Source organism: Fictibacillus aquaticus (genome assembly GCF_002245695.1).
Taxonomy (GTDB): domain Bacteria; phylum Bacillota; class Bacilli; order Bacillales; family Fictibacillaceae; genus Fictibacillus; species Fictibacillus aquaticus.
In genome coordinates, this window is sequence record NZ_NOII01000002.1 from 256050 (window position 1) to 280225 (window position 24176).

Here is a 24176-nt window from a genome sequence, read left to right on the forward strand (position 1 = left end):
TCAACGGTATGACAGACAGGGAGGAGCCGACAGCGGTCAATTAAGCCCGCTGAAGCATCCGGTTTAATGCCATTAAAGCAAAAGATTTGGTTTCTCCATTAACTGTGATGATATTCTGCGGATTTCCGTTTTCTATATTTTCCAAGCTCCATAGTAAATGAGGCAGATCAATTCTATTCATAGTGAGGCAAGGACACATGTTCGGGTTCAATGATTGAACGTCAATATCAGGATATTGTGATGAAAGTCTGTTCACGAGGTTCATCTCCGTCCCGACTGCCCACTTGCTTCCTTTTTCAGCTGCTTTCAGAGTTTCAATAATGTAATGAGTAGATCCGCTGAAATCACTTGCCGTAACGACGTCGTGTGTACATTCTGGATGAACGATTATATTCCAATTATCATCACGCAAGCGGAAGCTTCTAATATGCTCTACTGTAAACTTTTCATGGACAGAACAATGCCCTTTCCATAAAATCACTTTAATGTTTTCAATCGGCTGTTCTGTTTCCAGCTCTTCAGTCTGAGGGTTCCACACCGCCATTTCTTCGAGAGGGATTCCCATGTTGTAAGCTGTGTTGCGTCCAAGGTGCTGGTCGGGCAAGAACAGGATTCTCTCCTTTTCGCTGAACGCCCATTTCAGCATTTTCTCTGCATTGGAAGAGGTGACAGTAGCCCCGCCGTTCATTCCGCAGAACGCTTTAATATCCGCTGTGGAGTTCACATATGTGAGTGGCAGAATGCTGTTCCCGAAGAACTCTGTTAATTTACTCCAAGCTCTTTCCGTTTGATAGATATCAGCCATGTCTGCCATCGAACATCCGGCTCTTAAATCAGGCAGAATGACAGTCTGATCTGGGCTAGAGAGCATATCCGCCGTTTCTGCCATGAAATGAACACCGCAAAAGACTATGTACTCTGCTTTTGTTTTCGCAGACAGCTGAGCGAGCTGAAGAGAATCCCCCGCATCATCAGAAAAATCGATAACTTCATCTTTTTGATAATGATGACCAGGAATATACAGCGATTCTCCCATCTTTTCCTTTATTTTTTTGATTCGATCTCTCATCTCTTGTTCCGGCAACTGATAATATTCGCTCGGCAGAACAGCATTTTTCTTATAGGACTGCAGCAGTGTCATGTTTGACCGCTCCTTTCACAACTAAACTTATATCGAGGCTTTTCACCGAGTGCGTCAAGTATCCAAGTGATATTACATCTACGCCGGAACCAGCGTACATGCTCAAGTTTTCCAATGTGATGCCGCCGGAAGCTTCTGTCAGAATATGATCAGGAACAATTGAAAGCCAGTTTGCTATCACTTCCGGAGTAACATTATCAAACATAATAATATCCGCTCCTGCTTTTACCGCTTCAGACAGCTGTTCATAAGTCTCAATCTCGACTTCTATTTTCTGCATATGCCCTGATTTTTCTTTAGCTTCAGAAACAGCTTTCATGATTCCTCCTGCAGCGGCAATATGATTTTCTTTCAGCATGATGCCGTCATATAATCCGAACCTGTGGTTATGTCCGCCTCCGCATTTTACTGCATACTTATCGAACATCCGGAGCCCCGGAACTGTTTTGCGAGTATCAGCGATCTTAACTTGATCGCCAGCAATCACACATGCACGCTTTGTTTCTGTAGCAATGCCAGACATCCGCTGAACAAGGTTCAAGATGACACGTTCTCCAGAAAGTATGGCTTCCGCAGGACCGGACACCTCGATCAGCACAGACCCAGCTTTTACGCTTTCTCCGTCCTCAGCCAGACAGGTGATTTGAATTGCAGAGTCCAGCATGCGATATCCTTCTAACACGATGATTTTTCCGCAAAAAACACCATCTTCCTTTGCGATAAAAGAAGCACGTATCTCTTGATTGGCTAAGACGCTTGCTGACAAGTCTCCAGTCCCGATATCTTCAATAAAAAATTCCCGCAGCTTCTCTGAGAGCAGCAGTCTGTTCATCTATATCAATCCTTCTTTCTATTATTTTGAAATGCCATTCTTCTCTTGGATGCGGATAATCACTTCTATAGTGACCGCCTCTGCTCTCGCACCTCTTCAAAGCAGATGTCACTGCCAGCCATGCCATAACATGAGCGTTGATTTTCTCTAAATCTGAAAGACTGTGATTGACGTCAGGTTTTATAGAAGGATACCGCTCTAAAAAATCTGCAAACCCGGCCATTGTTTCTTCTTTTCTTACGATACCTGCACAGCGGCTCAGTCCTTCTTTGATAACATGAAGTTCAGGAAGGCTGCAGCCTCCGTTACCCGCAAATTCAACTGGAAAAGCAGCATTTCCGTGGTTCTCGGGCATTTTTTCAAGTGCTGTCTGCTGCAGAATCGTTTCTGATATTTTCATAGCCATTCCCGCTCCTTCAAGCAAGGAGTTGCTCGCTAGCCTGTTTGCACCATGTATTCCGGTCCGTGCACACTCTCCAGCTGCATAAAGACCTTCTATTGTGGATCTGCCCCTGTCATCGGTTATAATGCCGCCCATTGTAAAATGGGCACCAGGGACTGCCGGAATCATTCCTTGTCCCGGCTCTATACCAGCAGCCCGGCACATTTTAGTGATAGAAGGAAAGCGGCTTTCAAAGTCCGCTATCACCGAAATGTCCAAAAATACTGATTTCCCTGCTTCCAGAGCCCGCTGAATTTCTCTGGCAACAACATCTCTTGGAGCGAGATCCTTCAGCGGATGGATTTTCTCCATTAATAACTTGCCTGTATTATCGATCAGCCGAGCCCCTTCACCTCTTACTGCTTCAGAAATAAGCCCCCATACCTTGCCGTTTTGTTTTAACAATGTAGGATGAAACTGCACAAACTCCAGGTCACACAAGGCTGCTCCCGCTCTATACGCCATAGCAATACCACTGCCTGACGCCTGCCGTACATTCGTTGTTGTGTCATAAAGTCCCGCAAAACCGCCTGTGCACATTATGGTGTATGCAGCGAAAACTGCTATATCAGCTCCAGATTCTGTTTTGTACCATGCTCCACAGCACCTTCCGTCCTTCATGATGAGATCTGCAGCTGTTCCGTAAGTAAAAACCTTTCGTTCTTGAAGTTTCTTGTACAGGGCATTGACAATAAATTTTCCTGTCTGATCTCCCCCTGCATGGAGGATTCTCTTTTTTCTATGACCGCCTTCAAGTCCGAATATAATAGACCCGTCTTCGTTCGTATCGAACTCTACACCTATCTCGGATAAATATTGGTATATGTTTTTTCCTTCTTTTAATAAAAGATGAGCCGCGTGAAAGTTACAATGGCCTGCACCAGCTTCCATCGTATCCGCAAGGTGCTCTTCCCAGCTGTCCTCGCTGCCAATACTTGCGGCGATTCCTCCTTGTGCAAAATAGCTGTTGCACGACTGCATTTTCGAATGTGTGACAACTCTCACATTCAAAGTCCTGCTGAGTTTTTCAGCGCAAACGAGTCCCGCAATGCCAGACCCAATGATCAGCACATCAGTATAAACGGCTTTCATGTCCGCACCTCATGTCTTTATATGTGTCTTGACACCTATATTTACACAATATTAAACTAATGACAAGAATTTTTCAGGAGAGGACACCAGAGAGATGAACTATTTTGATTTTGCGGCATCATCACCCATGAGATCCGAAGCATTAGCAGCCTTTTGTGACGCTTCTGAGCAATTTTTTGCCAACTCAGAGAGCCTGCATGATTTGGGAGCTGCTTCTCAGGACTTTCTTTTACATGCTAGAAATAAACTCGCTGAGATGATGAAGGTAAGTCCGGACGGAATTTATTTTACTAGCGGAGGATCAGATGGGAATTTTTTAGCGATTACATCGCTCGCGTACGGAAGACAGCATGAAGGAAAGCATATCGTCTCATCGCCTCTTGAACATCCCTCTGTATTGAACACCCTTCGTTTTTTACAGTCACAAGGCTTTGAGATCACGTTTCTTCCCGTGAGGAAGGATGGGTTAATACACATTGAAGATATCGCTGAGCTTATTCGTCCAGATACCATCCTTGCCGTAGTACAGCATGCGAACAGCGAAATCGGCACTATTCAGAAGATCGAGGAGATAGGAGCGTTCTTGCAGGAAAGAAACGTGCTGCTGCACAGTGATTGCTGCCAGAGCTTTGGCAAGGCACCTCTTCTTTCTGCTGCTCGATGGTCAGGGTCTTTAACCATTTCCTCTCATAAAATTGGCGGCCCGAAAGGAACAGGTGCCGTTTTCATATCACCAGGAATCAGATTCAGCCCGATCGTTCCAAATGCCGTGCATGAAAAAGGCTTTAAACAAGGAACGGTTGACGTCCCGGCTGTTGCTGCATTTGTGACAGCGGCTATGCTTGCCATCGAGGAGTTTCCATTATGGCAAGAACGTATTAACAGCATGCGCAACATTCTTTTATCGATTATAATGGACAATGAGCATATTGCTGTGGAAAGGAACCACGCTTCTGTATTGCCTCATTTTATCCCTGTCAGGATAAAAGGGATGGAAGGACAGTATGCCATGCTTGAGCTGAACAGAAGGCGGCATGCAGTCTCCCCTGGCAGCGCCTGCAAGGCAGGTCATCAGGAGCCGTCAAAAGCGCTGCTTGCACTCGGAAGAACGGAAGATGAAGCCCGCGAGCTCGTCCGCATCACGCTAGGAACGAAAAATACAGAACAGCAGGTCACCGAGCTTGGTTTGAGCCTGCTTGAAGTGTCCAAAACCGCCGCCGCCATAAAGTGAGGGATATACCAGATGAAATCAGATGAAAAGATAAAAGGAAGCGATCGCAGAGAACTGATCCTTCAATGGCTGAAAGAAAATTCTCAGCCATTAAAAGGTTCATGGCTTGCAAAAAAAACGAACGTCAGCCGTCAGGTAATCGTACAAGATATCTCCCTGCTGAAGGCTGCAAACGAACCGATCATGGCGACCGCACAAGGGTACGTTTATATGCAGGCTGAGGAAAAGCAGGAACATTGCGCTGTCGTTGCTTCTCGTCATAGTCCTGAAGAAACGGAAGATGAACTTAATACTATGGTTGATCATGGGGTGCTGATACGGGATGTTATCGTCGACCACCCTGTATATGGGCACTTAACCGCATCCTTGATGCTCTCCAACAGGAACGAAGTCAGGAATTTTATCAAAAAGCTGCAGGATACAAAAGCAAGCCTGCTCAGTGAACTAACAGAGGGAGTTCACCTGCATACACTATCTGCCGACAGCACTGCCAAATTGAACTCTGCAATCGAAGCCCTCAGGCAAAAAGGGTATATTCTTAGCTGAAAATGACCGCATTAAAAAGCCTTCCGGCAGCGGAAGGCTTTTTTAGTTAAGCAGATTAGAAAGCGTATGCTGTTATTAAGCTTGTTAAGCTCCTGTACCGAGCACTTCAACACGCTCTACTACTTCCATGCGGCTGATTGTGGCAAGAAACTCTTTGATGCTGCCTTGAATGGCGTTCGTTTCGATTGTAAGCGTAACATGGGCGCGTCCTTGCAGCGGTATCGTCTGATGGATCGTCAGTACGTTGCACCCCATCGATGCTGCAACTGTCAGCAGGCCAGAGAGTGCACCTGAACGGTCTTCGAGGTGGACAGAAAGCGTTATGATCTTTTCCTTCACCATCGTATGAAAAGGGAAAATCCCGTCTTTATATTTGTAAAAAGCGCTTCTGCTTAACCCCACATGCTCCGCTGCCTCTGCGACCGTCTTCAGCTTTCCCCGTTCAAGCATAGACTTTGCTTCTAAAGCCTTCTGCATTGATTCTGACAGTAAATCTTCACGGACCATGTAAAATTGCTTCTCATCCTTCATGATAATAACCCTCTCAAAACGTAGTCATATCTTCAGTATAGACAGTCTTAAAAGGGTTGTCTACATACGGCAGAGCAAGCTTAGTACAAGCCTGAGGCACAAGTGCGGGGTACGGTACCATTATTTGAAAACGGCGCAAAAACAATAGGAATACTCAATGGTGCCGTACCCCATAAAAAAATCTATAAAAAAACCACAAAAAAAATAGACTATCAGCTGATAGTCTATTCCACGAATTCGAATTCGTATTTTAAGATCCTTACGCTGTCGCCGTGCTCTGCGCCTTTTGCACGGAGCGCTTCGTCAACGCCAAGTGAGCGCAGCTGGCGTGCAAAACGCTTGACTGTCTCATCTCTTGTGAAGTCTGTCATCTTAAATAGCTTTTCAATCTTCGGTCCGTTAATGACAAACGTACCGTCAGAATCGCGTGTAATATAGAATCCGGATTCTTCTTTTTCGTGTTTGAAGATCACTCGGTGGCTGCCTTCTTCTTTCTCTTCATGAATCATCGGGAATTCCGGTGTGACTTTTAAAAGATCGGCAGTAGCATACAATACTTCTTTCAAACCTTGGCGGGTAACAGCTGAGATAGGGAAGACAAGCGCTTCATCTCCTACTTTTTCCTTAAAGGCCTGAAGGTTTTCTTCTGCATCAGGAAGGTCCATCTTGTTTGCCACGATGATCTGCGGCCGTTCTGTCAGCCTCATATTATACTGACGAAGCTCATCGTTGATCTTGCAGTAGTCTTCATAAGGATCGCGTCCTTCCATTCCGCTCATATCAATCACATGCAGGATAACCCGCGTGCGTTCAATGTGGCGAAGGAACTGGTGACCGAGACCGACGCCTTCATGAGCTCCTTCAATCAATCCCGGAAGATCAGCCATGACAAAGCTTCTGCCTTCATCAACTGCGACAACTCCAAGATTTGGCGTGATCGTCGTGAAGTGGTAAGCCGCAATTTTTGGTTTGGCAGATGAAACTACTGAAAGCAGTGTAGACTTCCCTACGCTCGGGAAACCGACAAGACCTACGTCTGCCAGTACTTTCAATTCCATCACGATGTCCCGCTCGATTCCTGGTTCACCTTTTTCAGCAATTTCTGGCGCTGGGTTAGCAGGTGTCGCAAAACGGGTATTCCCGCGTCCTCCGCGTCCGCCTTTGGCAATTACTGCACGCTGCTTGTGATGAACAAGATCCGCGATAACCTGTCCTGTCTCCGCATCTGTGACAATTGTTCCCGGCGGAACTTTCACGATCATATCCTCGGCTTTTCGCCCGTGCATCCCTTTTGACATCCCGTGTTCACCGCGCTGAGCTTTAAAGTGACGCGTAAAACGGAAGTCCATAAGTGTACGCAGACCCTCTTCTACTTCAAAGATGACATCTGCTCCTTTACCGCCGTCTCCGCCGGCAGGTCCGCCATCCGGAACATACTTTTCGCGTCTGAAGGCAACCATACCATTGCCGCCGTCTCCGCCTTTTACATATACTTTTACCTGATCGACAAACATCTTTCAGCCCTCCTCCCGTGCATTTATGTTTAACATATTAAAACGAAATACACGTATAAAATTCTTTTTCCTTTGTATAGGTTTCGATAACCTTTAAGCTTTTATGTGCAAGAAAATAGCTCTTTACTTTGTCACTTAAAGCATCGTGCCCGGATAGTCCGCCATGAAAAATAAACTCTGTCTGCATGGCTTCTGGATCAAGCGAAATGGTCAGCACCGGTTCATCAAATCCTGAAAGATGAGGAACGATTGCTTCAGCAATATATGAAGCGGCATGAAACAGAATATCATCCTTCTCTGAAAGGTCTGCCTGCTCACTTTCTACTGAATATTTAATCCTCAGTGCGTTATTATTCCAGTTAAACAGAAGCAGGAACTCAGCAAATTTCGGCATTTTCAGGTTGGAAAGGCGCGCTTCCTCCCTGGATGCTTCAATGATTTCTTCAATGATTTCTTTTACACGTTCAGGACGGTTCATTGACAGGTTTGCTTTGATCAATTGAACCTGATTCAGCCAGTCATGCCTAGCATGACGAAGCAGTTCTACTGGTGTCCACTTATCTGCCATAATCGCACTCCCCGTACAAGTTTTGGCTATCTAGCTTATATAGTCAGGGGTCCGGTACGATTCGCGGCTGACAGCCGCTGACGCTGTATTTCCTCAAGATGGTGCCGGACCCCAAAGTTGATCCACCCCATGTTGTTTCTTCCTTGCTTCCTCATATAAAAAAGCTCTAACCCATCAGTGGTTAGAGCTTCTTATCCCTCTTACGCTTCTTGTGCGACTGGGTATACACTTACTTTTTTACGGTCACGTCCGTAACGCTCGAACTTCACAACGCCGTCCACTTTCGCGAACAATGTGTCGTCTCCGCCTTTACCAACGTTTAGACCTGGATAAATCTTTGTACCGCGCTGACGGTAAAGGATTGATCCTCCTGAAACGAACTGTCCGTCCGCACGCTTAGCGCCAAGACGCTTAGACTGTGAGTCACGTCCGTTCTTTGTGCTACCTACACCCTTTTTGGATGCAAAGTATTGAAGGTTTAATTTAATCATTCGTTGCACCTCCTTCATTTTTAAGAATGGTGATGTATTCTCCGTATCCCTCTTGAATGGATTCAAGCGAGACGATCATGCCTTCCAAAAGCAATTGAATACTGCTGTAAGTATCCGGTTCCAAGCCATCACGTGTAACGTTAAGCGTAAGATACCCGCCTTCATCACGCATCGAAACATCGGGAGTGATGTGGCAAAGTTTCTCAATCGCATTAATCGTTCCAATCGAGACTGCCGAAGCAGCTGCACAGACAAGATCTTGTCCATGAGGCGCATAATCAGCGTGGCCGGTCATCACAAACGAGGTAATCTCATCTGCTTTGTTCCGGTAAATTCGCACTGTAATCATACGGAATTAACCGTTGATTTTTCCAATTACAACTTTTGTGTATGGCTGACGATGACCTTGCTTACGACGGTAGTTTTTCTTCGCTTTAAACTTGTAAACGACGATTTTCTCTCCGCGGCCATGCTTTTCAACTGTTCCTGTTACAGAAGCACCTTCTACTAGTGGAGCACCAACCTTAAGGCTGTCACCGCCTACCATTAGAACATCTTCAAAAGTTACAGTTTCACCAGCTTCAACATCAAGCTTTTCAATGTAGATTACTTGTCCTTCTTCAACACGGACTTGCTTTCCACCTGTTTGAATGATTGCGTACATACTTGCACCTCCTCTTATACTCAGACTCGCCATCGCAGGTGTCCTCTTCAAGAAAGAGAATCTTCCAGAACCTGTGTCATGTGCGGTTGGAGCGGGTGCCCCAAAACACTAACGGAAAAATCATACCATAGCGCCTTCCTTTGAGTCAACCTTATTCATTAGAAATTCGCTTTTCAATTTCTGCGATCGTTCCTTTATGGCGCAATGAAAATGAAGCCGCGCCAACACGCTCTGTCAGGTAAAGTTTAAATGGCATCTCCTCAAGCCACTGATTGATAATCAGCTTATACACAGCCTCCTTACCTAAAGCAAGGAGGCTTGAGGGGAGTTCAAACCAAATCGCTTCACTTTCATCAAACTGAAGCGAACGTATATTTCGGTCAAGCTGAAAAAATAGTGCTTCATTATGCTGACGCTCTCTTTCATCCGTATTCTCCGATTTTTGAACCGGCAGAAACTGCCTCAGCGGCGGTCTTTCCTTTTTCCGCGTCATCTCAAATACACCCATCGCAGAAAATCCGTGAAGGTTCGTTGTGACCGGATCTTCCTTCATCAGCGCTTTCATCCGTTCTGTTACCTTTAACTGATCTTCCTTAGAGGTCATGGTGATAAAATCGATGACGATCATTCCTCCGATGCCCCTTAACCTCAGCTGCCTGGCAATCTCTTCAGCAGCTGCTAAGTTTACATGCAGCACGGTTTTTTGACGGTCAGATTTCCCTGTAAATTTGGCTGAGTTCACATCTATGACGGTTAGCGCTTCTGTATGATCGAACACGAGCGAAGCTCCATTTTTCAAATGCACCTGCGGGTTTCCGGCATTTACAAGTTCGGTTTCAATATTCCAGTGCTCAAACAGCATTTCATGCCCGCGATGAAGGTTAACACTCCCTGTATGGAGTTCCTTTATCTGTTTTAAAATAGCCGTGTCATCAACCGTTATCTCGCTTTCTATGGAGCTCCATTTTTTCAGCAGAGGAACATAAAAGGGTTCATCCTTAATAAGAGAAGGCGTCTTTTTCTGGCCGGCAGCGTTCAGCAGCTCTTGATGTCTTTGCCGCAGTTCATTCAATTCATCGAGGACAGCCTCTTTACCTGCTGCTGCACAGGAAGTCCGTAAAACCATGCCTTCCGATCCATGTTTTGCCGATTCTCCCCATTCTCTCCAATCCTCTCGCTCAGTCTCACTCATTTTTTTTGAAACTCCAATATAAGAACCGGTCGGAAAATAAACAAGGTTCTGTCCGGAATAAGAAAGAATGCCGGTTAGACGAGCGCCTTTCTCGCTGTTCTCTTCTTTAATGACCTGGACAATAATTTCTTCTCCTTGGCGCACCAGATGTGAAACAGAAGAGTTCTTTTGTTTTTCTTTAGACATTTCCTGAAATGCAGGGATTTCGTCACGGTGAATAAATCCGTTTTTCTCCATACCTATATCAATAAAAGCCGCCTGCATGCCTGGAAGCACCTTTTGCACCCTTCCTTTATAAACTTGTCCGGACTTGGGGTGGTTATCTGGTCTGAAAATATGGCATTCAAGCAATACTTTATTCTTTAAAAGTGCTATTCTTTTTTCAATTCCGCGTGCTTCAATTAAAATGTGATGCATGTAAGTCCTCCGCCTGCTCGATTTATAGTTATTTTAGCGGAAAATCTCCCGTAATGCACATCTCATCTGCCCTTTATGGAAGAATGCGTGCAGCAAATCGTGTTCTTTCAGCTGAAGAGGAGCCATGTCTTTCACAACAATTTCATGATTGCACGATTTATAAAATAAGTTAAGGACGGCGGCGACTTCGGTGCTTCCATGAACGAGGACCCTCACCTTTTTTTTGCAGCTTCGCGGGTGATGATAGCGGTTCAACAGGAAGCGCATAAATACATACTTCCTCCGCTTCCATTCAATATAATGAGTTGTAAGCATGAATATAGCGATCAGCCATAAGTTTAGATGAAATTCAAAATTCAGGATATAAAATAGAAAAAGTACCATAAAAAAGATGAATGAAAATAAAAGAAAAAGATTTTGCGCCTTATGGAAAGGAAGGATGCTAGCAAAAAATAAAAACAGGAGCCTGCCGCCATCCAGCGGCCAGACCGGCAGAAGATTGAAGGTAAAAACGGCAAGATTCACATAAACAAACCATTGATGCGACGATTGATCCAATACCGATATTTCAGCCAAAAAATAGGATAGCCCTATCATCCATATATGCTGAAGAGGACCTAGTATGGTCACTACGGCTTCTTCCCGCAGCGGCTTAGCGGAAATTTCATCAACCGCCATTACCCCGCCGAACGGCATGAGCTCGATTTTTTGTATTCTCCATTTAAAAAGATGAGCCCCGGCAAAATGACCCATCTCATGCACCAGGACGACAACATACCAAATAAGAATTTCCCTGAAATGTCCTGTAATAATCGCCCCTGCTGCTAAAAGCCAGAGCAGCGGACTGATTTTTAATTTATAAAAAAAGTGTAAAAATAGTTTAATCAAAAGGAATCACCTTACTCGGATCAATAAATTCATCACCTTTCTTAAGAGCAAAGTAAAATCTGCCGCTCTTTTCGTCTTCACTTTGCGAGACACGGCCGAGCACCGTACCTTGTTTGATGTAATCGTATAATTTAATCGAATCATCAATTTCTTCAAGCATTCCATACCATGATTCTTCTTCGTTTTCATGCTGGATGATCACGGTATATCCTGTTTTATCTTTCTTTCCTGCATAAATGACGTAGCCCTCATTGGCGGTTTCCACTGTCTGCCTCTCTCCGGTTGAAACCACAACTCCCTCTCCGTTTTTATTGAATGACTGATAAACCTTCCCGCCAGCAGCCGGTATCGCATATGGCTTTTGAGAAGCGGTCTCTTTTTTTCCAGAATTCTCCTCTAAACCGCCAGGGAGTAGAGCGAGAGGCTTTCCGAACTGCTTTTCGTACCAACCTTTTACTGCAGCAAACTGAAATTCCTCACTGAACGCTTCTTTAATATAAGATTGGCCTTTCAAAGCTGCCGCACTATCATGTTTGAATAGAATTCCAGCAAGAAGGAACAAACAGACTGCACCCATCACCTGCATTAAAAACAAATGACCTTTAAATAAAGGATGTCCTCCGCCTGCAATTACCGGTGCTCTGTCAGGTTTATTATTCCCGCCCCCTGCTTTCATGCGAGCTTCATGCCTTTTGCGTATCTCATCCGCTCGATTCCTCATCTCTCAACCCCCGCTCATACTCGTTATATGTCATTCTATGACTTGTCCGCGGAGGATATGACCGGCTCGATGGCATTCATTCAGCATTAGATAAACCTCATTAATTATAAAAAGTTGGTGAAAATAAAAAACAGCGCCATATTGGCGCTGTTCTTATTATCTCATTCCGAGAAGTGTTTTAATTTTAGTAAAAAATCCTTTTTCTTCATCAAGTGAAAGAAGCGGCACGGATTCACCAAGTATTCTGCGTGCGATGTTGCGGTATGCGATTGAAGCTTTCGAGTCAGGATGCAGGGCTACTGGCTCTCCCTTGTTGGCTGCTTTTATCACGCTCTCGTCGTCTATAACAACGCCAAGAAGTTCAATAGAAAGCACGGCAACGATCTCGTCGATTTCAAGCATATCCCCGCTTTTCGCTAGATGATTTCTCAGCCTGTTGACAATCAGTTTAGGAGGCTCCATTTCCTCCTGCTCGAGCAGTCCTATGATACGGTCCGCGTCACGAACTGATGATTTTTCTGGATTCGTAACTACGATAGATTTATCTGCTCCGGCCACCGCATTTTTGAATCCTTGCTCTATTCCCGCAGGACAGTCGATGATAACATAATCATAATCCTGCTTCAGTTCCTGAATAATTTTTTTCATCTGGTGAGGCTGTACTGAACTTTTATCTTTCGTCTGAGCAGCAGGCAGCAAAAACAGACATTCAAAGCGCTTGTCTTTAATAAGCGCCTGGTTCAGCTTGCAGCGCTCTTCCACTACATCTACCAGATCGTAAATAATTCTATTTTCAAGACCCATCAGAACATCGAGATTGCGAAGCCCGATATCAGTATCGACGAGACAGACCTTTTTCCCGGACAGAGCCAGAGCAGTTCCAATATTTGCAGACGTTGTCGTTTTACCGACTCCGCCTTTACCCGAAGTAATTACAATAGCTTCTCCCATGCATTATTCCCCTTTCTGCAGCAAGCTGTTTAAGCCTGGCCTGATTCTGTATACATTACTGATGCGGTCAATTCTGATCTGGTTCTCATCATGAGATATGTAAGCAAATTCCATTTCATGCCCTCCTGCCGGATAGTGGTCAGGAGACCTGTTAATCATATCTGCGATGCGCAGCTGTGAAGGTTTCATTACAGATGATGCAATCACGGCTTCACTGTTTCCCTTGCAGCCTGCGTGCGCGATGCCTTTGATTGCCCCCATAACAAATATATTACCTGAAGCCATGACCGTTCCGCCAGGATTCACGTCTCCAATAAGAAGGAGATCCCCCTGAACTTCAAGAACCTGTCCTGACCTGATAATTTTCGATACAGTCGTAACTTCTTTTTCTTTTTGCATTTCTTCTGCTTCTGCACGGGAAATGACGTTGGATTCAATCCGTTCTAGAAGAAGGTTTTTTTTATTTTGAAGCACGCTGATGATTTTTTTCTCCTGATCATCCGTTAAAAAACGGTTCCCCGCCTGTACTCTTACCGAGACTGCAGGACCGTCAAGAAATTGACCGCTGTCTGCCGTCAGTTTGTCATAGAGTTCATCTAGCATCTGCTGAAACGAACATGTATCATCAAGAATCAGAACGAGGCCGTTTTTTGTACCTTTTATCGTTACATAATGATGCATTTTCTGTGCCATTCCCATAATTCACCTCAAGATACAAGGATTCGACAGAGAGAAGAAAAATCCTTTTAAATTAGTTCAACCTATCCTTGATTTTTTGCAGGTGCTTATCAATAAAATAATAGATTGCCAGCGTAAATACTCCGTTTAACAGGAGTGTAGGAAGCAGTCTGTCATAAAGGTAGATACCCCATGCCATATCCGCTACTCCGACCAATGAGTTCAGGCCGAACACAAGGGTTTCAAGGCATGTCACTCCGATCAATGATAAAAAGAAAGCCACAAAGACGTTCCCGAAAACTAATCGGGAAAATACTGAAGTCAAATAGGCAGTCAAGGCCATAGAGAACATATACACACCGATAATATCAGTATACAGCAGATCAGTAAGAAGGCCGAACACAAGTGCATAAGCGATTCCAACCTGAGGCTTAAGGTACATCGAGATAAAGAGGATGATTACTAAAGTGAATCTTGGCACCATGAGCCAGCCTTCTCCGTTATATTCAGGCAGCATGACCTGCATGATTGTACTCTCTGCTACAAAAGCAACATAGGCAAGAAAAGGAAGAAGAATACGGTTCATCATTCTTCCTCCTTTGTAAATTCATCTTCATCAAGTGTTTCCATTTTCCGTTCAAGGACCATTAAATGATCAAGGTCAAATAGATTAGCAGAAGGCTTAAGATAAGCGGTTTGTGTAAGTCCGACCTCATCAGGTTCAACCTCTGTTATTTCACCGATCAGCAAGCCGCGCGGAAACACCTCGCCGAGGCCCGAAGTAATGACCTGCTGTCCCTTTTTAATTTTAGCGTCCATCGGGATCTTCTTAAACATCAGCTTCTGCTTTTTCGAATCATATCCTTCAATCGTTCCAAAAATACGATCGTTCCCCTGTACGATAGCAGAAAAACGGTTCGTTCTGTCATTGTCGCTGATCAGCTGGACAGTAGAATGGAAGGGTGATACTTTGCTAATCTTGCCAATGAATCCTTGAGGAGAAATAACTGCCATCTTCGGCTCGATCCCGTCCTTTGAGCCTTTATTGATGAAAACAAACTGGTTCCAGCTGTCTGGAGACCTGCCGATCACAGAAGCTTCTCTGATCTTGTAGTCCGTCAAGTCTTCTTGTTTGTCCAATTGGGCTTTCAAGGTGTCATTCGTGTCTTTCAGCTCCTGATAATCCGCTGAAAGCTGAGCATACTCATCGAGTCTTGCTTTTAATAGCTTATTTTCATGATAGATCTGTTTCATTTCACTGACATTCTCAAAGAAACCCGCTATATAATTAGCGGGTTTATAAAAGACTGATTGAGTCCAACCGACGGTATCTTTCAAAAACTGTTCCGGCCAGGATAATTCTTCGCGCTGCTTCATTGAAAAGCCAATCATGGCAACGAGAACAATGATACTCGCCAGTAATATAATCAGCCGTTTGTTGGAAAAGAATTGAGGCATTAGTTACACCTTCTTACTTGGATTTAGAACGTGAAGTAATTCCAGCTTTTGAACGGAAAAGATGCAGATTTTCTAATGCACGTCCAGTACCGACAGCTACACAGTCAAGGGCGTTCTCAGCCACGATAACTGGCATCTTTGTTTCTTCACTGATCACTTTATCCAAGTTGCGCAGCAGTGCGCCTCCGCCAGTCAAAACAATACCGCGGTCCATAATATCTGCAGCAAGTTCCGGCGGTGTTTTTTCAAGCGTAACTTTTACTGCGTCCATGATGCTGTTTACCGTATCGCGCAGGGCGCCGGCTACTTCATCAGCTGTAATTGTGATCGTTTTAGGAAGACCAGTTAACAGATCGCGTCCGCGGATGTCCATATCTTCGATTTCTTCAGGAGAACCTGCAGAACCGATTTCAAGCTTCAGTGTCTCTGAAGTACGTTCACCGATCATCAGGTTATATGTTTTCTTAATGTACTGAATGATAGCATCATCCATCTCATCTCCTGCGATTCGAATCGACTGGCTCGTTACGATTCCGCCTAATGAGATGATAGCGACCTCAGTCGTTCCTCCGCCAATATCAACAACCATGCTTCCTGTCGGCTCCCAAACCGGAAGGTCTGCACCGATTGCCGCTGCAAAAGGTTCTTCGATTGTATATGCTTCACGAGCACCTGCCTGCTTTGTCGCATCTTCAACTGCACGTTTTTCAACCGCTGTTATACCAGAAGGAACACATACCATCACATTCGGTTTGCGGGCAAAAACAGAACGGTTCTTCTGTGCCTGCTGAATGAAATATTTCATCATCGTTGCTGTTGTTTCGAAGTCTGCGATGACTCCGTCCTTCATCGGGCGGACTGCCACGATGTTACCTGGCGTACGGCCGATCATGTTTTTTGCAGCGTTTCCTACTGCCTCGATAGATCCTGTATCCGTTCGCAGCGCTACAACGGAAGGTTCACGCACAACAACACCCTTGCCCTTCACGTAAACAAGTGTGTTTGCAGTTCCTAAATCAATTCCTAAATCTCTTGAAAATCCACCAAACATATATGTAAACTCCTTTCATCGAGCAAAACTCATAGATTAGATTATACGCTAACAAAAGCGAAAAAGACAATGTTAAACATATCCTTTTTCCTTAAGCGAAACGTATTTTTTGTCACCGATAATAATATGGTCAAGCACATCAATACCAAGCAGCTTTCCGCATTCTACCAGACGTTTCGTCACGTCTATATCTTCCTTGCTGGGCGTCGGATCTCCACTCGGATGATTGTGGAAGCAGATGATGGAAGCGGCAGATCTCTTAAAGCCTTCCTTGAACACTTCCCGCGGATGAACGATGGAGGTGTTGAGGCTTCCGATAAAGACTGTTTTCTTATAAAGAATCTGGTTCTTCGTATTCAGGTACAGACAGACAAAGTGCTCCTGCTGCAAAAAACGAAGATCATCCATCATGTACTTCGCGCCGTCCTCCGGCGACCTCACCGCATACCGTTCTTCAAACTGAAGCCTGCTTACTCGTTTTCCGATCTCGACTGCTGCGAGAAGTTCTACCGCTTTCGCAGTGCCGATGCCGTTAATCTGAGTGAGCTCTCCAATAGTTGCATCCTTCAAATAACGAAGTCCTTCAAACTGCTGGATAATATGGTGAGAAAGCTGAAGTGCCGACATCTTCTTCGTGCCTGTACGAAGCAAGATAGCGATCAGTTCATGATTGGCGAGACTTTCCGGGCCTTCAGCAACGAGACGTTCACGAGGCCTCTCTTGTACGGGATAATCTTTAATCAAAGCGGGAGCATTTACCATTTCATCTTCCTCCTGTATCTGCGGTTTTATGACTGACCGAGATGGCGAAAGATGCCGAAGCCCTCTAATTCTCTTACTACCCTCGAAATAGGAAGCCCCATCACATTATAGTAATCTCCTGTAATGGAATGAACAAATACAGCACCCTTGCCTTGGATGCCATAAGCACCAGCCTTATCAAATGGTTCTTTGGTTGATATGTACCATTCGATTTCTTCTGCTGTCAGCGGCCAGAAACGGACTTCCGTCTTTTCCGCAAAAACGCTGGACCGGTCACTATCTATCAGACAGACACCCGTATATACCTCGTGAGTCCTCCCAGAAAGCATCTGCAGCATATCGCGTGCTTCTTGCTTGTCCTTCGGTTTTCCTAAAGGTTTTCCATCGAGTACTACAATCGTATCTGAACCAGCAATGACAGCATCAGGATGCTGAGAGAAAATATCTCTCGCCTTTTGTTCTGCAAGCGAGCAGACCAGTTCTTCGGCCGATAATCCCGGATCCATCACTTCTTCGATCTTGCTGGGACAGACATCAAATAGGAGAAGTGCATAAGACAGAAGTTCTTTTCTTCGAGGTGAAGAAGAGGCTAAAATGAGGCGTTTCATTGCATCACCCTTCAATGCAGGATTAGGGTCCTGTCTAATGTTGAAGGCTGACTTCAGCATAGCAGAACCAGTTTCATTAGACAAACCTATACATAATAAACAATTGTTTCTTTTAATCTTTCGGCAAACCTTGCTCTTTTATGACGATTTCCCCTAAAAAAATACTCAAAAACAGAGAATATCATCCTCATTTTTTGCTAAAATGCGAAAAAGGAGCAATTATGCTCCTTTTTGCATGGCTTTCATAAGCTGTTCATAATTTTGCAGCGCATCGAGTGCTTCCTGCTGAAATCGAGGCTGAATGTCTTTCTTATCTTTTTCCTGCTTGATCATCTCAAGCAGGTTTGACATGTTCTTCTCATAAGCAGACGATTGTTTTTTTACTCCGGTACTCCAATTTTTACTCTGCTGACTCCCAAACGTCTTCCATTTTTCATAATCCCGCAGCGTGGAGGCTACTGCTTTGGACCGGTTATCCCCAGCTGGCAGATACGACAAAGTGATCACATTTTGCAAAAGCGTTTTCCCATTCACGAAATATGGTTCATCGAGTTTGTCGGCTGTGTATAGATTTTTAAATGTGAATTCCTGTTTCTTTTCCCATACATCAATGCCTTGTTCTTCATAAGAAGAAACGAGTGATGACGTTTGGTGCTTTTCGTTGCCGATTCCGCTGATGATGGCATACTTTTCATCTTCTATTTTGACAACCGCCGCTGCGCCGATGCTGCTCTTTATTTCTTTTGCTCTTTTCTCGGCCCGCTCTTTAGAGGTAAAAACACCTGATTGTACGATAGAAAAAGATAGAGATATATCAGACAGCTGAACATGCTGTTTGTTTTGATTATCTGCTGCTGCAGCAGGTATCTCTTTTGCTTCCGATTCTGCAGCAGGTGAAGAGAAAACCATTAAGACGATTGCTCCAAAAAGCAGTCCGGTCACAACTGCTCCAGCAATTGAAACAGCAATCTTCTTCCTCCAGAACATGTTGCCTCTCCATATAGGCTGCTGCGGTCTCTTAAGCAGCCCATATGTCCTGTTCTTCCGTTTTGCAAGTGCCTTCACTTTCGCTGCAAAAGATGCTCTCACACTATGATAATCAGCCAAAGCAGCAGCGGCCTCTGCTCGTCCATTTTGCTCTTCCACAAGTACAACGGTTTGTTCTGGCTGCTGCGATCTTTCCTTGCCGTTAATCAGTATCGTGATTCTATTTTTGTCTTCCACAGTCCACCGCTCCTTTTCTAGTATCTAGTAAATGGTATGCAGCGGCGACTTTTAATAGAACTGTAAAACTCTGCAAAAAAAGAAGAAGGCTAACTAAGCCTTCTTCCAAAAAGTTAACCTGAATAGCAGGCTACCTTGTTTCTTCCTTGCTGCTTTGCTCCAGTGTACATTGCTCTATCTGCGTTTCGGATAAGGGTAAGAGCGTCTTCACCTTGGTCTGGAGCTGTGGCGATTCCAATACTCGCTGTAATGAAAAGCGATGTATCTGTTTTGTCAGTCAGATCATTTTTAATCCGGAATGCCTGATTGGAAATAATAAACCTAAGCCTCTCCGCCATTTCAAAGCATTCCGTGCTGCCTGTTTCCGGCAGAAGGATGATAAACTCTTCGCCGCCATAGCGGGCAACCGTACCTTTCTTTCCAATCGTGCTCTCAAGCCTCTCAGCGAGCTGGCACAGCACTTCATTGCCGCTTTGGTGGCCGTATGTATCGTTCACTCTCTTAAAATGGTCAATATCGAGAAGAATGATAGAAAACTGTCTTCTTAAATAGTCATATTGCTGAAACATACCGCTTAATACATTTTCGAAATAACGATAATTATATAACCCCGTTAGAGGACATTGCTCGCTCTTGAGCTTTGTTGATTCATAATTTTTCGCGTTATCGATGGCTACGGCAAGATAGTTAGCTAATATCTCCATGATCATCAGATGATGCTTTTGATAAGCCCATTTGTCTTTTGAAGCAAATGTGATGATTCCAACGATTTGCTGGTTCCGGATCATAGGAACCGACATGATAGATTGAGCTTTTCCCTGGAAGTAGCGGTTAGATATCTCTCCCCATTGCTTTGCGGTACTATACCTTACACTTCTGCCCGTTGACCATACTCTGCCGCTCACCCCTTCATGCCGCTTCAGCCTAATAAACGGTATGATTCCCGGCTCTTTCTCGTATTTGCGGATGGTTTTAAAATACTCTCCATTCTCTGTATCAAAAATGAACACATAATCTGCTTTCATGATCGTGATCATCTTTTCAATAAACACATCAAGGATATCGTTCACTTTTAAATGCTCTGTCAGCTGCTGTCCTATTTCAGATGATTTTTGAAGAAGGACGTTCACCTGCTGAGAGGAGTGATAAAGGTTGATGATGATCGATAATGAAAGGAATGGGAAGCCGACATAAAAGATTGCAGAACGATCATATTGAGAATACATCATGAATAGCAAGATGCCTACTGGAAGGACAACAATCTCAGATGCAATATCCCACCACATGTCACGGTCAATAAACGCGCTCTTCATTTTATATAAATAATTTGAGATAAGATAAAGTAATATGTGATTCAGTATGAAATAAGTCACTATGTACCCAATCGTCGGAAGGAGCGGAAAAGCCTCTCCCTTGCCTAAAGGACCAGTGTCACCGCCAAGCAGCTGGAATACGTAGCCGGATGAAACGGTAATCCACCCGAACATCAGCGTCATCGCCAGATACCGATAATATTCTTTAATAAGCGATTTCTTTAAGATTAAAAAAAGCGCAATCACCGAGAGCTGGGTGATGAAGAAAGAAACAAACAATCCATATGACAGAAACACAGCGAGCGAGATCCCTTGAATAAGAGAGATGTTAGAATCCAATACTTTAATCGGGAACATTGAGACCACGACAGCCAGAGCGCCAAAAATAACGATGTCGATAAGTCTGGTGGTACTTAAGTTTGCTAGAGAGCCGCTTGATTGATAAGCTATATATATAGCAATCGGATATAAAACGAGCCATCCTGCTATAACGTACAACCGCATCGTTTTCTCCATTAATGTCTTGTCTCCTTCCCTGATTCTAAAGCAGGACTCCGAAAGTATGATAATTGTAAAATTATAGGTAAATTGTATTATTCATTCATTTTACCAAAAGTTCGGAAAATTTCAATTATAAAGTGAAAAATCTTTCAAAAATCTTCGGACTTCGGCAATAAAGTACAGCGAACCGGTTATGATGATAACTTCGTCTTCAGAAGCGGATTCAACAGACTCAGCAATTGCTGCTTTCCAATCCTTTTTATAGCGCTTAAAAGGAAACGAGGATTTTTCATACATCTCTTTCATGCTGCCTGCCCGCGGATGTTCAAAATCAGTAAAAGTAAGTGTGGAAGCGGCAGAATACAGATGACTCAGCATCTCTTCCTTTTCTTTATCGGCAAGAACTGCAAAAATAACATGTATTTTTTTCGAAATAAAATTTTCTTTTAAAGTGTTTTTTAAAGCGGCAGCTCCCTCAGGATTATGAGCACCGTCTATAAATACAAGCGGATGGTCTGACATCTGTTCAAACCTTCCAGGCACGAACGCGAGCTTAAGTCCTTCCGCTTTGTTTTTGCTGCTGATGTTCAAGAGAAAACGTTGCTGCAGGTTTTCAAGCACCATCAATGCCAGTGCAGCATTGCGGATCTGATGATTCCCAAGCATCGACACACTGTAATTTTGTCCTTCTATCGAATAAAGCGATCGGTACGTAAAAGTTTGCCCGCCAGAAATGTCCTTTGTTCGTACTGCAGAATAATCATCTCCCCAAGTAAAAAGTGGCGCTTGTTTCGCTTCGGCTTGCTGTCTTATGACAGCTAAAGCTTCCGAACTCGTATACCCTGCAACAGCATGTACGCCGCTTTTGATGATACCCGCTTTTTCTGCTGCGATTTCTTGCAGCGTGTTTCCAAGAAAACCGCAATGATCCATCCCTACATTCGTGATGACAGATAAAATCGGGCTCACGACATTCGTTGAATCCCATCGCCCGCCCATACCAGCTTCAATGATACAGAAATCCGGTTTTGCAACAGCACCAAAATAATATAAAGCTGCCGCTGTGACAGCTTCGAATTCAGTCAGCGTCCTATCTTCATCGTCCATTACAGATTTCATATCATTCAGCACCCTGAGAAAATCACTCTCGCTGATGCTTTCACCGTTAAATTGAATATGTTCATTCACACTGTTTAAAAAAGGAGAGGTAAACGAGCCTGCACTATAGACAGATTGTAAAAGGACGCTCTGAATAAAAGCGCTTGTTGATCCTTTTCCATTCGTTCCGGCTATATGAATGATCTTTAAGTGATCATGAGGATTCCCCAGCTTTTGCAGCAGCCGTTCCATACCAGTAAGACCGGGGTTGATCCTGCCTCCTTTTACAAGTCCTAAAAATTCGTTCATTTCCTGATAACTTTTCATTTCTCTCCTGCTCCATTCTTATATATCCTTTTCATCAGCTCTATGCTTGTTTATAGTGAATATGGAAGGTATTTAACTCAAACTATTTCTTTAACAGTATAGCTTTCCTGCATTCTACCCCGCAAACAAGGAGACACTTGAATGAAACGAAATTGCTGGATCGTTTATAACGGCAACTTGAAAACAGAGAAGTTTTTAGACTATGCACAGTGGCTTGCTGAAGCAGCAAGAAAAGCTGGCATCACCGCCGAACTTATCGCAAACAATGAAATCTTGACTTTTTTCCAAAACGGCAGCTGTTTCTTGGCAGGCAACAAACAGAACAGCCCGCTTCCTGATTTCGTGCTTTTTACTGATAAGGACATTTTGCTTGCAAGGCAGATTGAAAGAATGGGAATACGTGTCTTTAACTCTTCTTCTGCCATTGAAATATGCGATAACAAAATATTGATGTATGAAAGGCTAGCGCTGGAAGGAATTCCATTTCCGAAAACCGCAGTCTCTCCTAAAATTTTCGGAAATGTAACAGATGATATTCATTTAGAGTCGTTCACCAAGGAAATCGGATTTCCGATGGTGCTGAAAGAAGCTTACGGTTCGTTCGGACAGCAAGTGTACCTTGTTTCAACAAAAGAAGAGCTGCAGGAAAAAATACAGGAGCTCGGCTCTAAAGAATATATCGTACAGGAATTTATCAAAGCCAGCAGCGGCCGAGATATAAGAGTCAACATCGTCGGCTGCCGTCCAGTCGCTTCCATGCTTCGCCGTTCTTTAACTGATTTCCGCGCGAACGTAAGCGCAGGAGGTACGATGGAGCCCTATGCACCTACAAAGGAAGAATCAGAACTTGCCGCAGCCGCTGCTAGAGCAGCCGGCACTGATTTTGCAGGAGTCGACCTGCTCTTTACTGAAGACGGCTCGCCGACTGTCTGCGAAGTGAACTCAAACGCGCATATTCGCAGTATTTACAGCTGTACAGGGATAAATGTAGCTGACCATATCCTTTCATATATAAAGGAGAAAATGTATGGCTGAGTTAAAAACGAATGCGTCAGGCTGGATCATTTATACAAAACAAGATGCGCAGACAAACAAAGAATATATTGAATGGTTTTTAAAAGAAGCTTCATTGCTTAAGCTTTCTTTAAGGTTGTTGGAGAGGGAACGATTTATCATCGGTGTGAAAAACGGCCGCAATTGCCTGTTATATGACGGGAAAGAGCTGAATTTGCCCGATTTTGCTGTAGTGAGATGCATCGATTCTTTGTTCTCTCATCACCTGGAAATTATGGATATAAAGGTCTTTAACCCGTCACTTGTTTCTGAAATTGCAAATGATAAAGCAAGAACACACCAGTTCCTTGCCCAGCATCATATTCCGATGACAGAAACATACTTTATTGATAAAGTGCATTGCAAACAAGAACTTATTCCTCTTGATTTTCCATTCGTACTAAAAGAATCCGGTGGAAGAGGCGGAAAAAATGTTCACCTTGTTCATACCATAGAAGAGCTGCAGGAACTTGTAACATCATCTGAAAGCAGAAGCTGGGTGGCACAGCGGCTGGCTGGGACCCCTGGAAAGGATGTTCGTGTATTTATAGTAGGACAAAAAATAGCGGGAGCCGTTCTCCGGAGTTCAGAGTCAGATTTCAGGGCAAATTTTTCACTTGGCGGAACGGCCGAACTTTACTATCTGAACGATGAAGAAAAGACGCTTGTTGAAAACATTGCATCGCTGCTTCCGGTCGGAATGGCAGGCATTGATTTTTTGTTTGATGAGAACGGGAAGTTCCTTTTTAACGAGATCGAGGATGTGGCGGGCAGCCGTACCTTGTCAGCCTGCTCTGACATCAACATCGTCAGACTGTATTTAGAACATATCACCGACACACTTAAAAACCCGGCAGATCACTGATCTGCCGGGTTTTTTAT

At 44.1% G+C, this 24176-nt stretch carries 26 protein-coding genes and 1 other annotated feature; of the genes, 4 read left to right on the forward strand and 22 right to left on the reverse strand.

All coding sequences use genetic code 11. The features are described from left to right. Positions 1–40: 40 nt before the first annotated feature. From nadA to nadB, 3 genes are read right to left on the reverse strand one after another with little or no spacing between them, the layout of a single operon-like run. Positions 41–1141 carry a quinolinate synthase NadA gene (nadA, locus tag CGZ90_RS09210; RefSeq protein ID WP_094252093.1) on the reverse strand — a complete coding sequence of 367 codons (1101 nt, stop codon included), beginning with the start codon at positions 1139–1141 and terminating at the stop codon, positions 41–43. Continuing rightward, the gene (gene nadC / locus CGZ90_RS09215; protein WP_094252094.1) at positions 1119–1973 is read right to left on the reverse strand and encodes a carboxylating nicotinate-nucleotide diphosphorylase; all 855 of its coding nucleotides are present in this window, start codon (positions 1971–1973) and stop codon (positions 1119–1121) included. Before nadC ends, nadA begins: the two co-directional genes overlap by 23 nt. Continuing rightward, positions 1927–3507: an L-aspartate oxidase gene (gene nadB, locus CGZ90_RS09220; protein ID WP_094252096.1), complete on the reverse strand. Its 1581-nt coding sequence runs from the start codon at positions 3505–3507 to the stop codon at positions 1927–1929. Before nadB ends, nadC begins: the two co-directional genes overlap by 47 nt. Before the next feature lie 94 nt (positions 3508–3601). Between nadB and CGZ90_RS09225 the strand changes: the two genes are divergently transcribed. Both CGZ90_RS09225 and CGZ90_RS09230 read left to right on the forward strand, forming a co-directional pair. Further along, positions 3602–4738, forward strand: coding sequence for an IscS subfamily cysteine desulfurase (locus CGZ90_RS09225; RefSeq protein WP_094252097.1), 1137 nt, complete (start codon positions 3602–3604; stop codon positions 4736–4738). A gap of 12 nt (positions 4739–4750) precedes the next feature. Next, positions 4751–5284, forward strand: a complete 534-nt coding sequence (locus CGZ90_RS09230; protein WP_094252099.1) for a transcription repressor NadR — start codon at positions 4751–4753, stop codon at positions 5282–5284. Positions 5285–5368: 84 nt separating this feature from the next. Here CGZ90_RS09230 and CGZ90_RS09235 read toward each other — a convergent pair whose 3' ends face one another. The 19 genes from CGZ90_RS09235 to CGZ90_RS09325 form a co-directional block, all read right to left on the reverse strand. Beyond that, positions 5369–5815, reverse strand: a complete 447-nt coding sequence (locus tag CGZ90_RS09235) for an ACT domain-containing protein (RefSeq protein ID WP_094252101.1) — start codon at positions 5813–5815, stop codon at positions 5369–5371. A 224-nt stretch (positions 5816–6039) separates the two neighbouring features. Continuing rightward, positions 6040–7329, reverse strand: a complete 1290-nt coding sequence (gene obgE / locus CGZ90_RS09240) for a GTPase ObgE (RefSeq protein ID WP_094252103.1) — start codon at positions 7327–7329, stop codon at positions 6040–6042. A 37-nt stretch (positions 7330–7366) separates the two neighbouring features. Further along, positions 7367–7897, reverse strand: coding sequence for a Spo0B domain-containing protein (locus tag CGZ90_RS09245; RefSeq protein WP_094252105.1), 531 nt, complete (start codon positions 7895–7897; stop codon positions 7367–7369). A 200-nt stretch (positions 7898–8097) separates the two neighbouring features. Then, positions 8098–8388: a 50S ribosomal protein L27 gene (rpmA, locus tag CGZ90_RS09250; protein WP_094252107.1), complete on the reverse strand. Its 291-nt coding sequence runs from the start codon at positions 8386–8388 to the stop codon at positions 8098–8100. Then, on the reverse strand, positions 8381–8737 hold the full coding sequence (locus CGZ90_RS09255) for a ribosomal-processing cysteine protease Prp (RefSeq protein WP_094252108.1): 357 nt from the start codon (positions 8735–8737) through the stop codon (positions 8381–8383). Before CGZ90_RS09255 ends, rpmA begins: the two co-directional genes overlap by 8 nt. Before the next feature lie 6 nt (positions 8738–8743). Then, the gene (gene rplU / locus CGZ90_RS09260; protein ID WP_094252110.1) at positions 8744–9052 is read right to left on the reverse strand and encodes a 50S ribosomal protein L21; all 309 of its coding nucleotides are present in this window, start codon (positions 9050–9052) and stop codon (positions 8744–8746) included. 12 nt (positions 9053–9064) lie between these two features. Beyond that, positions 9065–9150 (reverse strand) — a sequence feature (ribosomal protein L21 leader region). A 53-nt stretch (positions 9151–9203) separates the two neighbouring features. After that, positions 9204–10661 (reverse strand): Rne/Rng family ribonuclease, encoded by a 1458-nt coding sequence (locus tag CGZ90_RS09265; protein WP_094252112.1) that lies wholly within the window; start codon positions 10659–10661, stop codon positions 9204–9206. Positions 10662–10694: 33 nt separating this feature from the next. Then, entirely contained in the window at positions 10695–11549 is an 855-nt protein-coding gene (locus CGZ90_RS09270) for a M50 family metallopeptidase (protein ID WP_094252113.1), read from the reverse strand. Continuing rightward, positions 11542–12270 carry a M23 family metallopeptidase gene (locus tag CGZ90_RS09275; RefSeq protein ID WP_094252115.1) on the reverse strand — a complete coding sequence of 243 codons (729 nt, stop codon included), beginning with the start codon at positions 12268–12270 and terminating at the stop codon, positions 11542–11544. The genes CGZ90_RS09270 and CGZ90_RS09275 overlap by 8 nt, the downstream gene beginning before the upstream one ends. Positions 12271–12426: 156 nt before the next feature. Beyond that, positions 12427–13221, reverse strand: a complete 795-nt coding sequence (minD, locus tag CGZ90_RS09280; protein WP_094252117.1) for a septum site-determining protein MinD — start codon at positions 13219–13221, stop codon at positions 12427–12429. Positions 13222–13224: 3 nt separating this feature from the next. Continuing rightward, positions 13225–13914 (reverse strand): septum site-determining protein MinC, encoded by a 690-nt coding sequence (gene minC / locus CGZ90_RS09285; RefSeq protein ID WP_094252119.1) that lies wholly within the window; start codon positions 13912–13914, stop codon positions 13225–13227. 58 nt (positions 13915–13972) lie between these two features. Continuing rightward, positions 13973–14488 carry a rod shape-determining protein MreD gene (mreD, locus tag CGZ90_RS09290; protein ID WP_094252121.1) on the reverse strand — a complete coding sequence of 172 codons (516 nt, stop codon included), beginning with the start codon at positions 14486–14488 and terminating at the stop codon, positions 13973–13975. Further along, on the reverse strand, positions 14485–15357 hold the full coding sequence (mreC, locus tag CGZ90_RS09295) for a rod shape-determining protein MreC (RefSeq protein ID WP_094252123.1): 873 nt from the start codon (positions 15355–15357) through the stop codon (positions 14485–14487). The genes mreD and mreC overlap by 4 nt, the downstream gene beginning before the upstream one ends. Positions 15358–15370: 13 nt before the next feature. Next, complete coding sequence (locus CGZ90_RS09300) at positions 15371–16408, reverse strand: rod shape-determining protein (RefSeq protein ID WP_094252125.1); 1038 nt, start codon at positions 16406–16408, stop codon at positions 15371–15373. 72 nt (positions 16409–16480) lie between these two features. Next, the gene (gene radC / locus CGZ90_RS09305; protein ID WP_094252127.1) at positions 16481–17170 is read right to left on the reverse strand and encodes a RadC family protein; all 690 of its coding nucleotides are present in this window, start codon (positions 17168–17170) and stop codon (positions 16481–16483) included. Between the two features lie 26 nt (positions 17171–17196). Further along, positions 17197–17778: a Maf family protein gene (locus tag CGZ90_RS09310; RefSeq protein WP_094252129.1), complete on the reverse strand. Its 582-nt coding sequence runs from the start codon at positions 17776–17778 to the stop codon at positions 17197–17199. A 219-nt stretch (positions 17779–17997) separates the two neighbouring features. Then, positions 17998–19002 (reverse strand): hypothetical protein, encoded by a 1005-nt coding sequence (locus CGZ90_RS09315; RefSeq protein ID WP_094252131.1) that lies wholly within the window; start codon positions 19000–19002, stop codon positions 17998–18000. Between the two features lie 113 nt (positions 19003–19115). Next, positions 19116–20831, reverse strand: a complete 1716-nt coding sequence (locus tag CGZ90_RS09320; RefSeq protein WP_094252133.1) for a GGDEF domain-containing protein — start codon at positions 20829–20831, stop codon at positions 19116–19118. 111 nt (positions 20832–20942) lie between these two features. After that, positions 20943–22241 carry a bifunctional folylpolyglutamate synthase/dihydrofolate synthase gene (locus CGZ90_RS09325; protein ID WP_094252135.1) on the reverse strand — a complete coding sequence of 433 codons (1299 nt, stop codon included), beginning with the start codon at positions 22239–22241 and terminating at the stop codon, positions 20943–20945. A 141-nt stretch (positions 22242–22382) separates the two neighbouring features. Between CGZ90_RS09325 and CGZ90_RS09330 the strand changes: the two genes are divergently transcribed. Next, a complete protein-coding gene (locus CGZ90_RS09330) occupies positions 22383–23276 on the forward strand; it encodes an ATP-grasp domain-containing protein (RefSeq protein ID WP_094252137.1) in 894 nt (297 codons plus the stop codon). Further along, entirely contained in the window at positions 23269–24159 is an 891-nt protein-coding gene (locus tag CGZ90_RS09335) for an ATP-grasp domain-containing protein (RefSeq protein WP_094252139.1), read from the forward strand. The genes CGZ90_RS09330 and CGZ90_RS09335 overlap by 8 nt, the downstream gene beginning before the upstream one ends. Positions 24160–24176 lie beyond the last annotated feature (17 nt).

Coding starts and splice junctions, on each gene's coding strand:
- CGZ90_RS09230 (WP_094252099.1), top strand. CDS start 4,751: ATGAAATCAGATGAAAAGATAAAAGGAAGCGATCGCAGAGAACTGATC.
- CGZ90_RS09245 (WP_094252105.1), bottom strand. CDS start 7,897: ATGGCAGATAAGTGGACACCAGTAGAACTGCTTCGTCATGCTAGGCAT.
- CGZ90_RS09255 (WP_094252108.1), bottom strand. CDS start 8,737: ATGATTACAGTGCGAATTTACCGGAACAAAGCAGATGAGATTACCTCG.
- CGZ90_RS09310 (WP_094252129.1), bottom strand. CDS start 17,778: ATGAAACGCCTCATTTTAGCCTCTTCTTCACCTCGAAGAAAAGAACTT.
- CGZ90_RS09325 (WP_094252135.1), bottom strand. CDS start 22,241: ATGAAAAGTTATCAGGAAATGAACGAATTTTTAGGACTTGTAAAAGGA.
- CGZ90_RS09330 (WP_094252137.1), top strand. CDS start 22,383: ATGAAACGAAATTGCTGGATCGTTTATAACGGCAACTTGAAAACAGAG.
- rplU (WP_094252110.1), bottom strand. CDS start 9,052: ATGTACGCAATCATTCAAACAGGTGGAAAGCAAGTCCGTGTTGAAGAA.
- mreD (WP_094252121.1), bottom strand. CDS start 14,488: ATGATGAACCGTATTCTTCTTCCTTTTCTTGCCTATGTTGCTTTTGTA.
- CGZ90_RS09320 (WP_094252133.1), bottom strand. CDS start 20,831: ATGGAGAAAACGATGCGGTTGTACGTTATAGCAGGATGGCTCGTTTTA.
- obgE (WP_094252103.1), bottom strand. CDS start 7,329: ATGTTTGTCGATCAGGTAAAAGTATATGTAAAAGGCGGAGACGGCGGC.
- nadA (WP_094252093.1), bottom strand. CDS start 1,141: ATGACACTGCTGCAGTCCTATAAGAAAAATGCTGTTCTGCCGAGCGAA.
- CGZ90_RS09335 (WP_094252139.1), top strand. CDS start 23,269: ATGGCTGAGTTAAAAACGAATGCGTCAGGCTGGATCATTTATACAAAA.
- nadB (WP_094252096.1), bottom strand. CDS start 3,507: ATGAAAGCCGTTTATACTGATGTGCTGATCATTGGGTCTGGCATTGCG.
- minD (WP_094252117.1), bottom strand. CDS start 13,221: ATGGGAGAAGCTATTGTAATTACTTCGGGTAAAGGCGGAGTCGGTAAA.
- mreC (WP_094252123.1), bottom strand. CDS start 15,357: ATGCCTCAATTCTTTTCCAACAAACGGCTGATTATATTACTGGCGAGT.
- CGZ90_RS09275 (WP_094252115.1), bottom strand. CDS start 12,270: ATGAGGAATCGAGCGGATGAGATACGCAAAAGGCATGAAGCTCGCATG.
- nadC (WP_094252094.1), bottom strand. CDS start 1,973: ATGAACAGACTGCTGCTCTCAGAGAAGCTGCGGGAATTTTTTATTGAA.
- radC (WP_094252127.1), bottom strand. CDS start 17,170: ATGGTAAATGCTCCCGCTTTGATTAAAGATTATCCCGTACAAGAGAGG.
- CGZ90_RS09225 (WP_094252097.1), top strand. CDS start 3,602: ATGAACTATTTTGATTTTGCGGCATCATCACCCATGAGATCCGAAGCA.
- CGZ90_RS09235 (WP_094252101.1), bottom strand. CDS start 5,815: ATGAAGGATGAGAAGCAATTTTACATGGTCCGTGAAGATTTACTGTCA.
- CGZ90_RS09300 (WP_094252125.1), bottom strand. CDS start 16,408: ATGTTTGGTGGATTTTCAAGAGATTTAGGAATTGATTTAGGAACTGCA.
- rpmA (WP_094252107.1), bottom strand. CDS start 8,388: ATGATTAAATTAAACCTTCAATACTTTGCATCCAAAAAGGGTGTAGGT.
- CGZ90_RS09265 (WP_094252112.1), bottom strand. CDS start 10,661: ATGCATCACATTTTAATTGAAGCACGCGGAATTGAAAAAAGAATAGCA.
- minC (WP_094252119.1), bottom strand. CDS start 13,914: ATGGCACAGAAAATGCATCATTATGTAACGATAAAAGGTACAAAAAAC.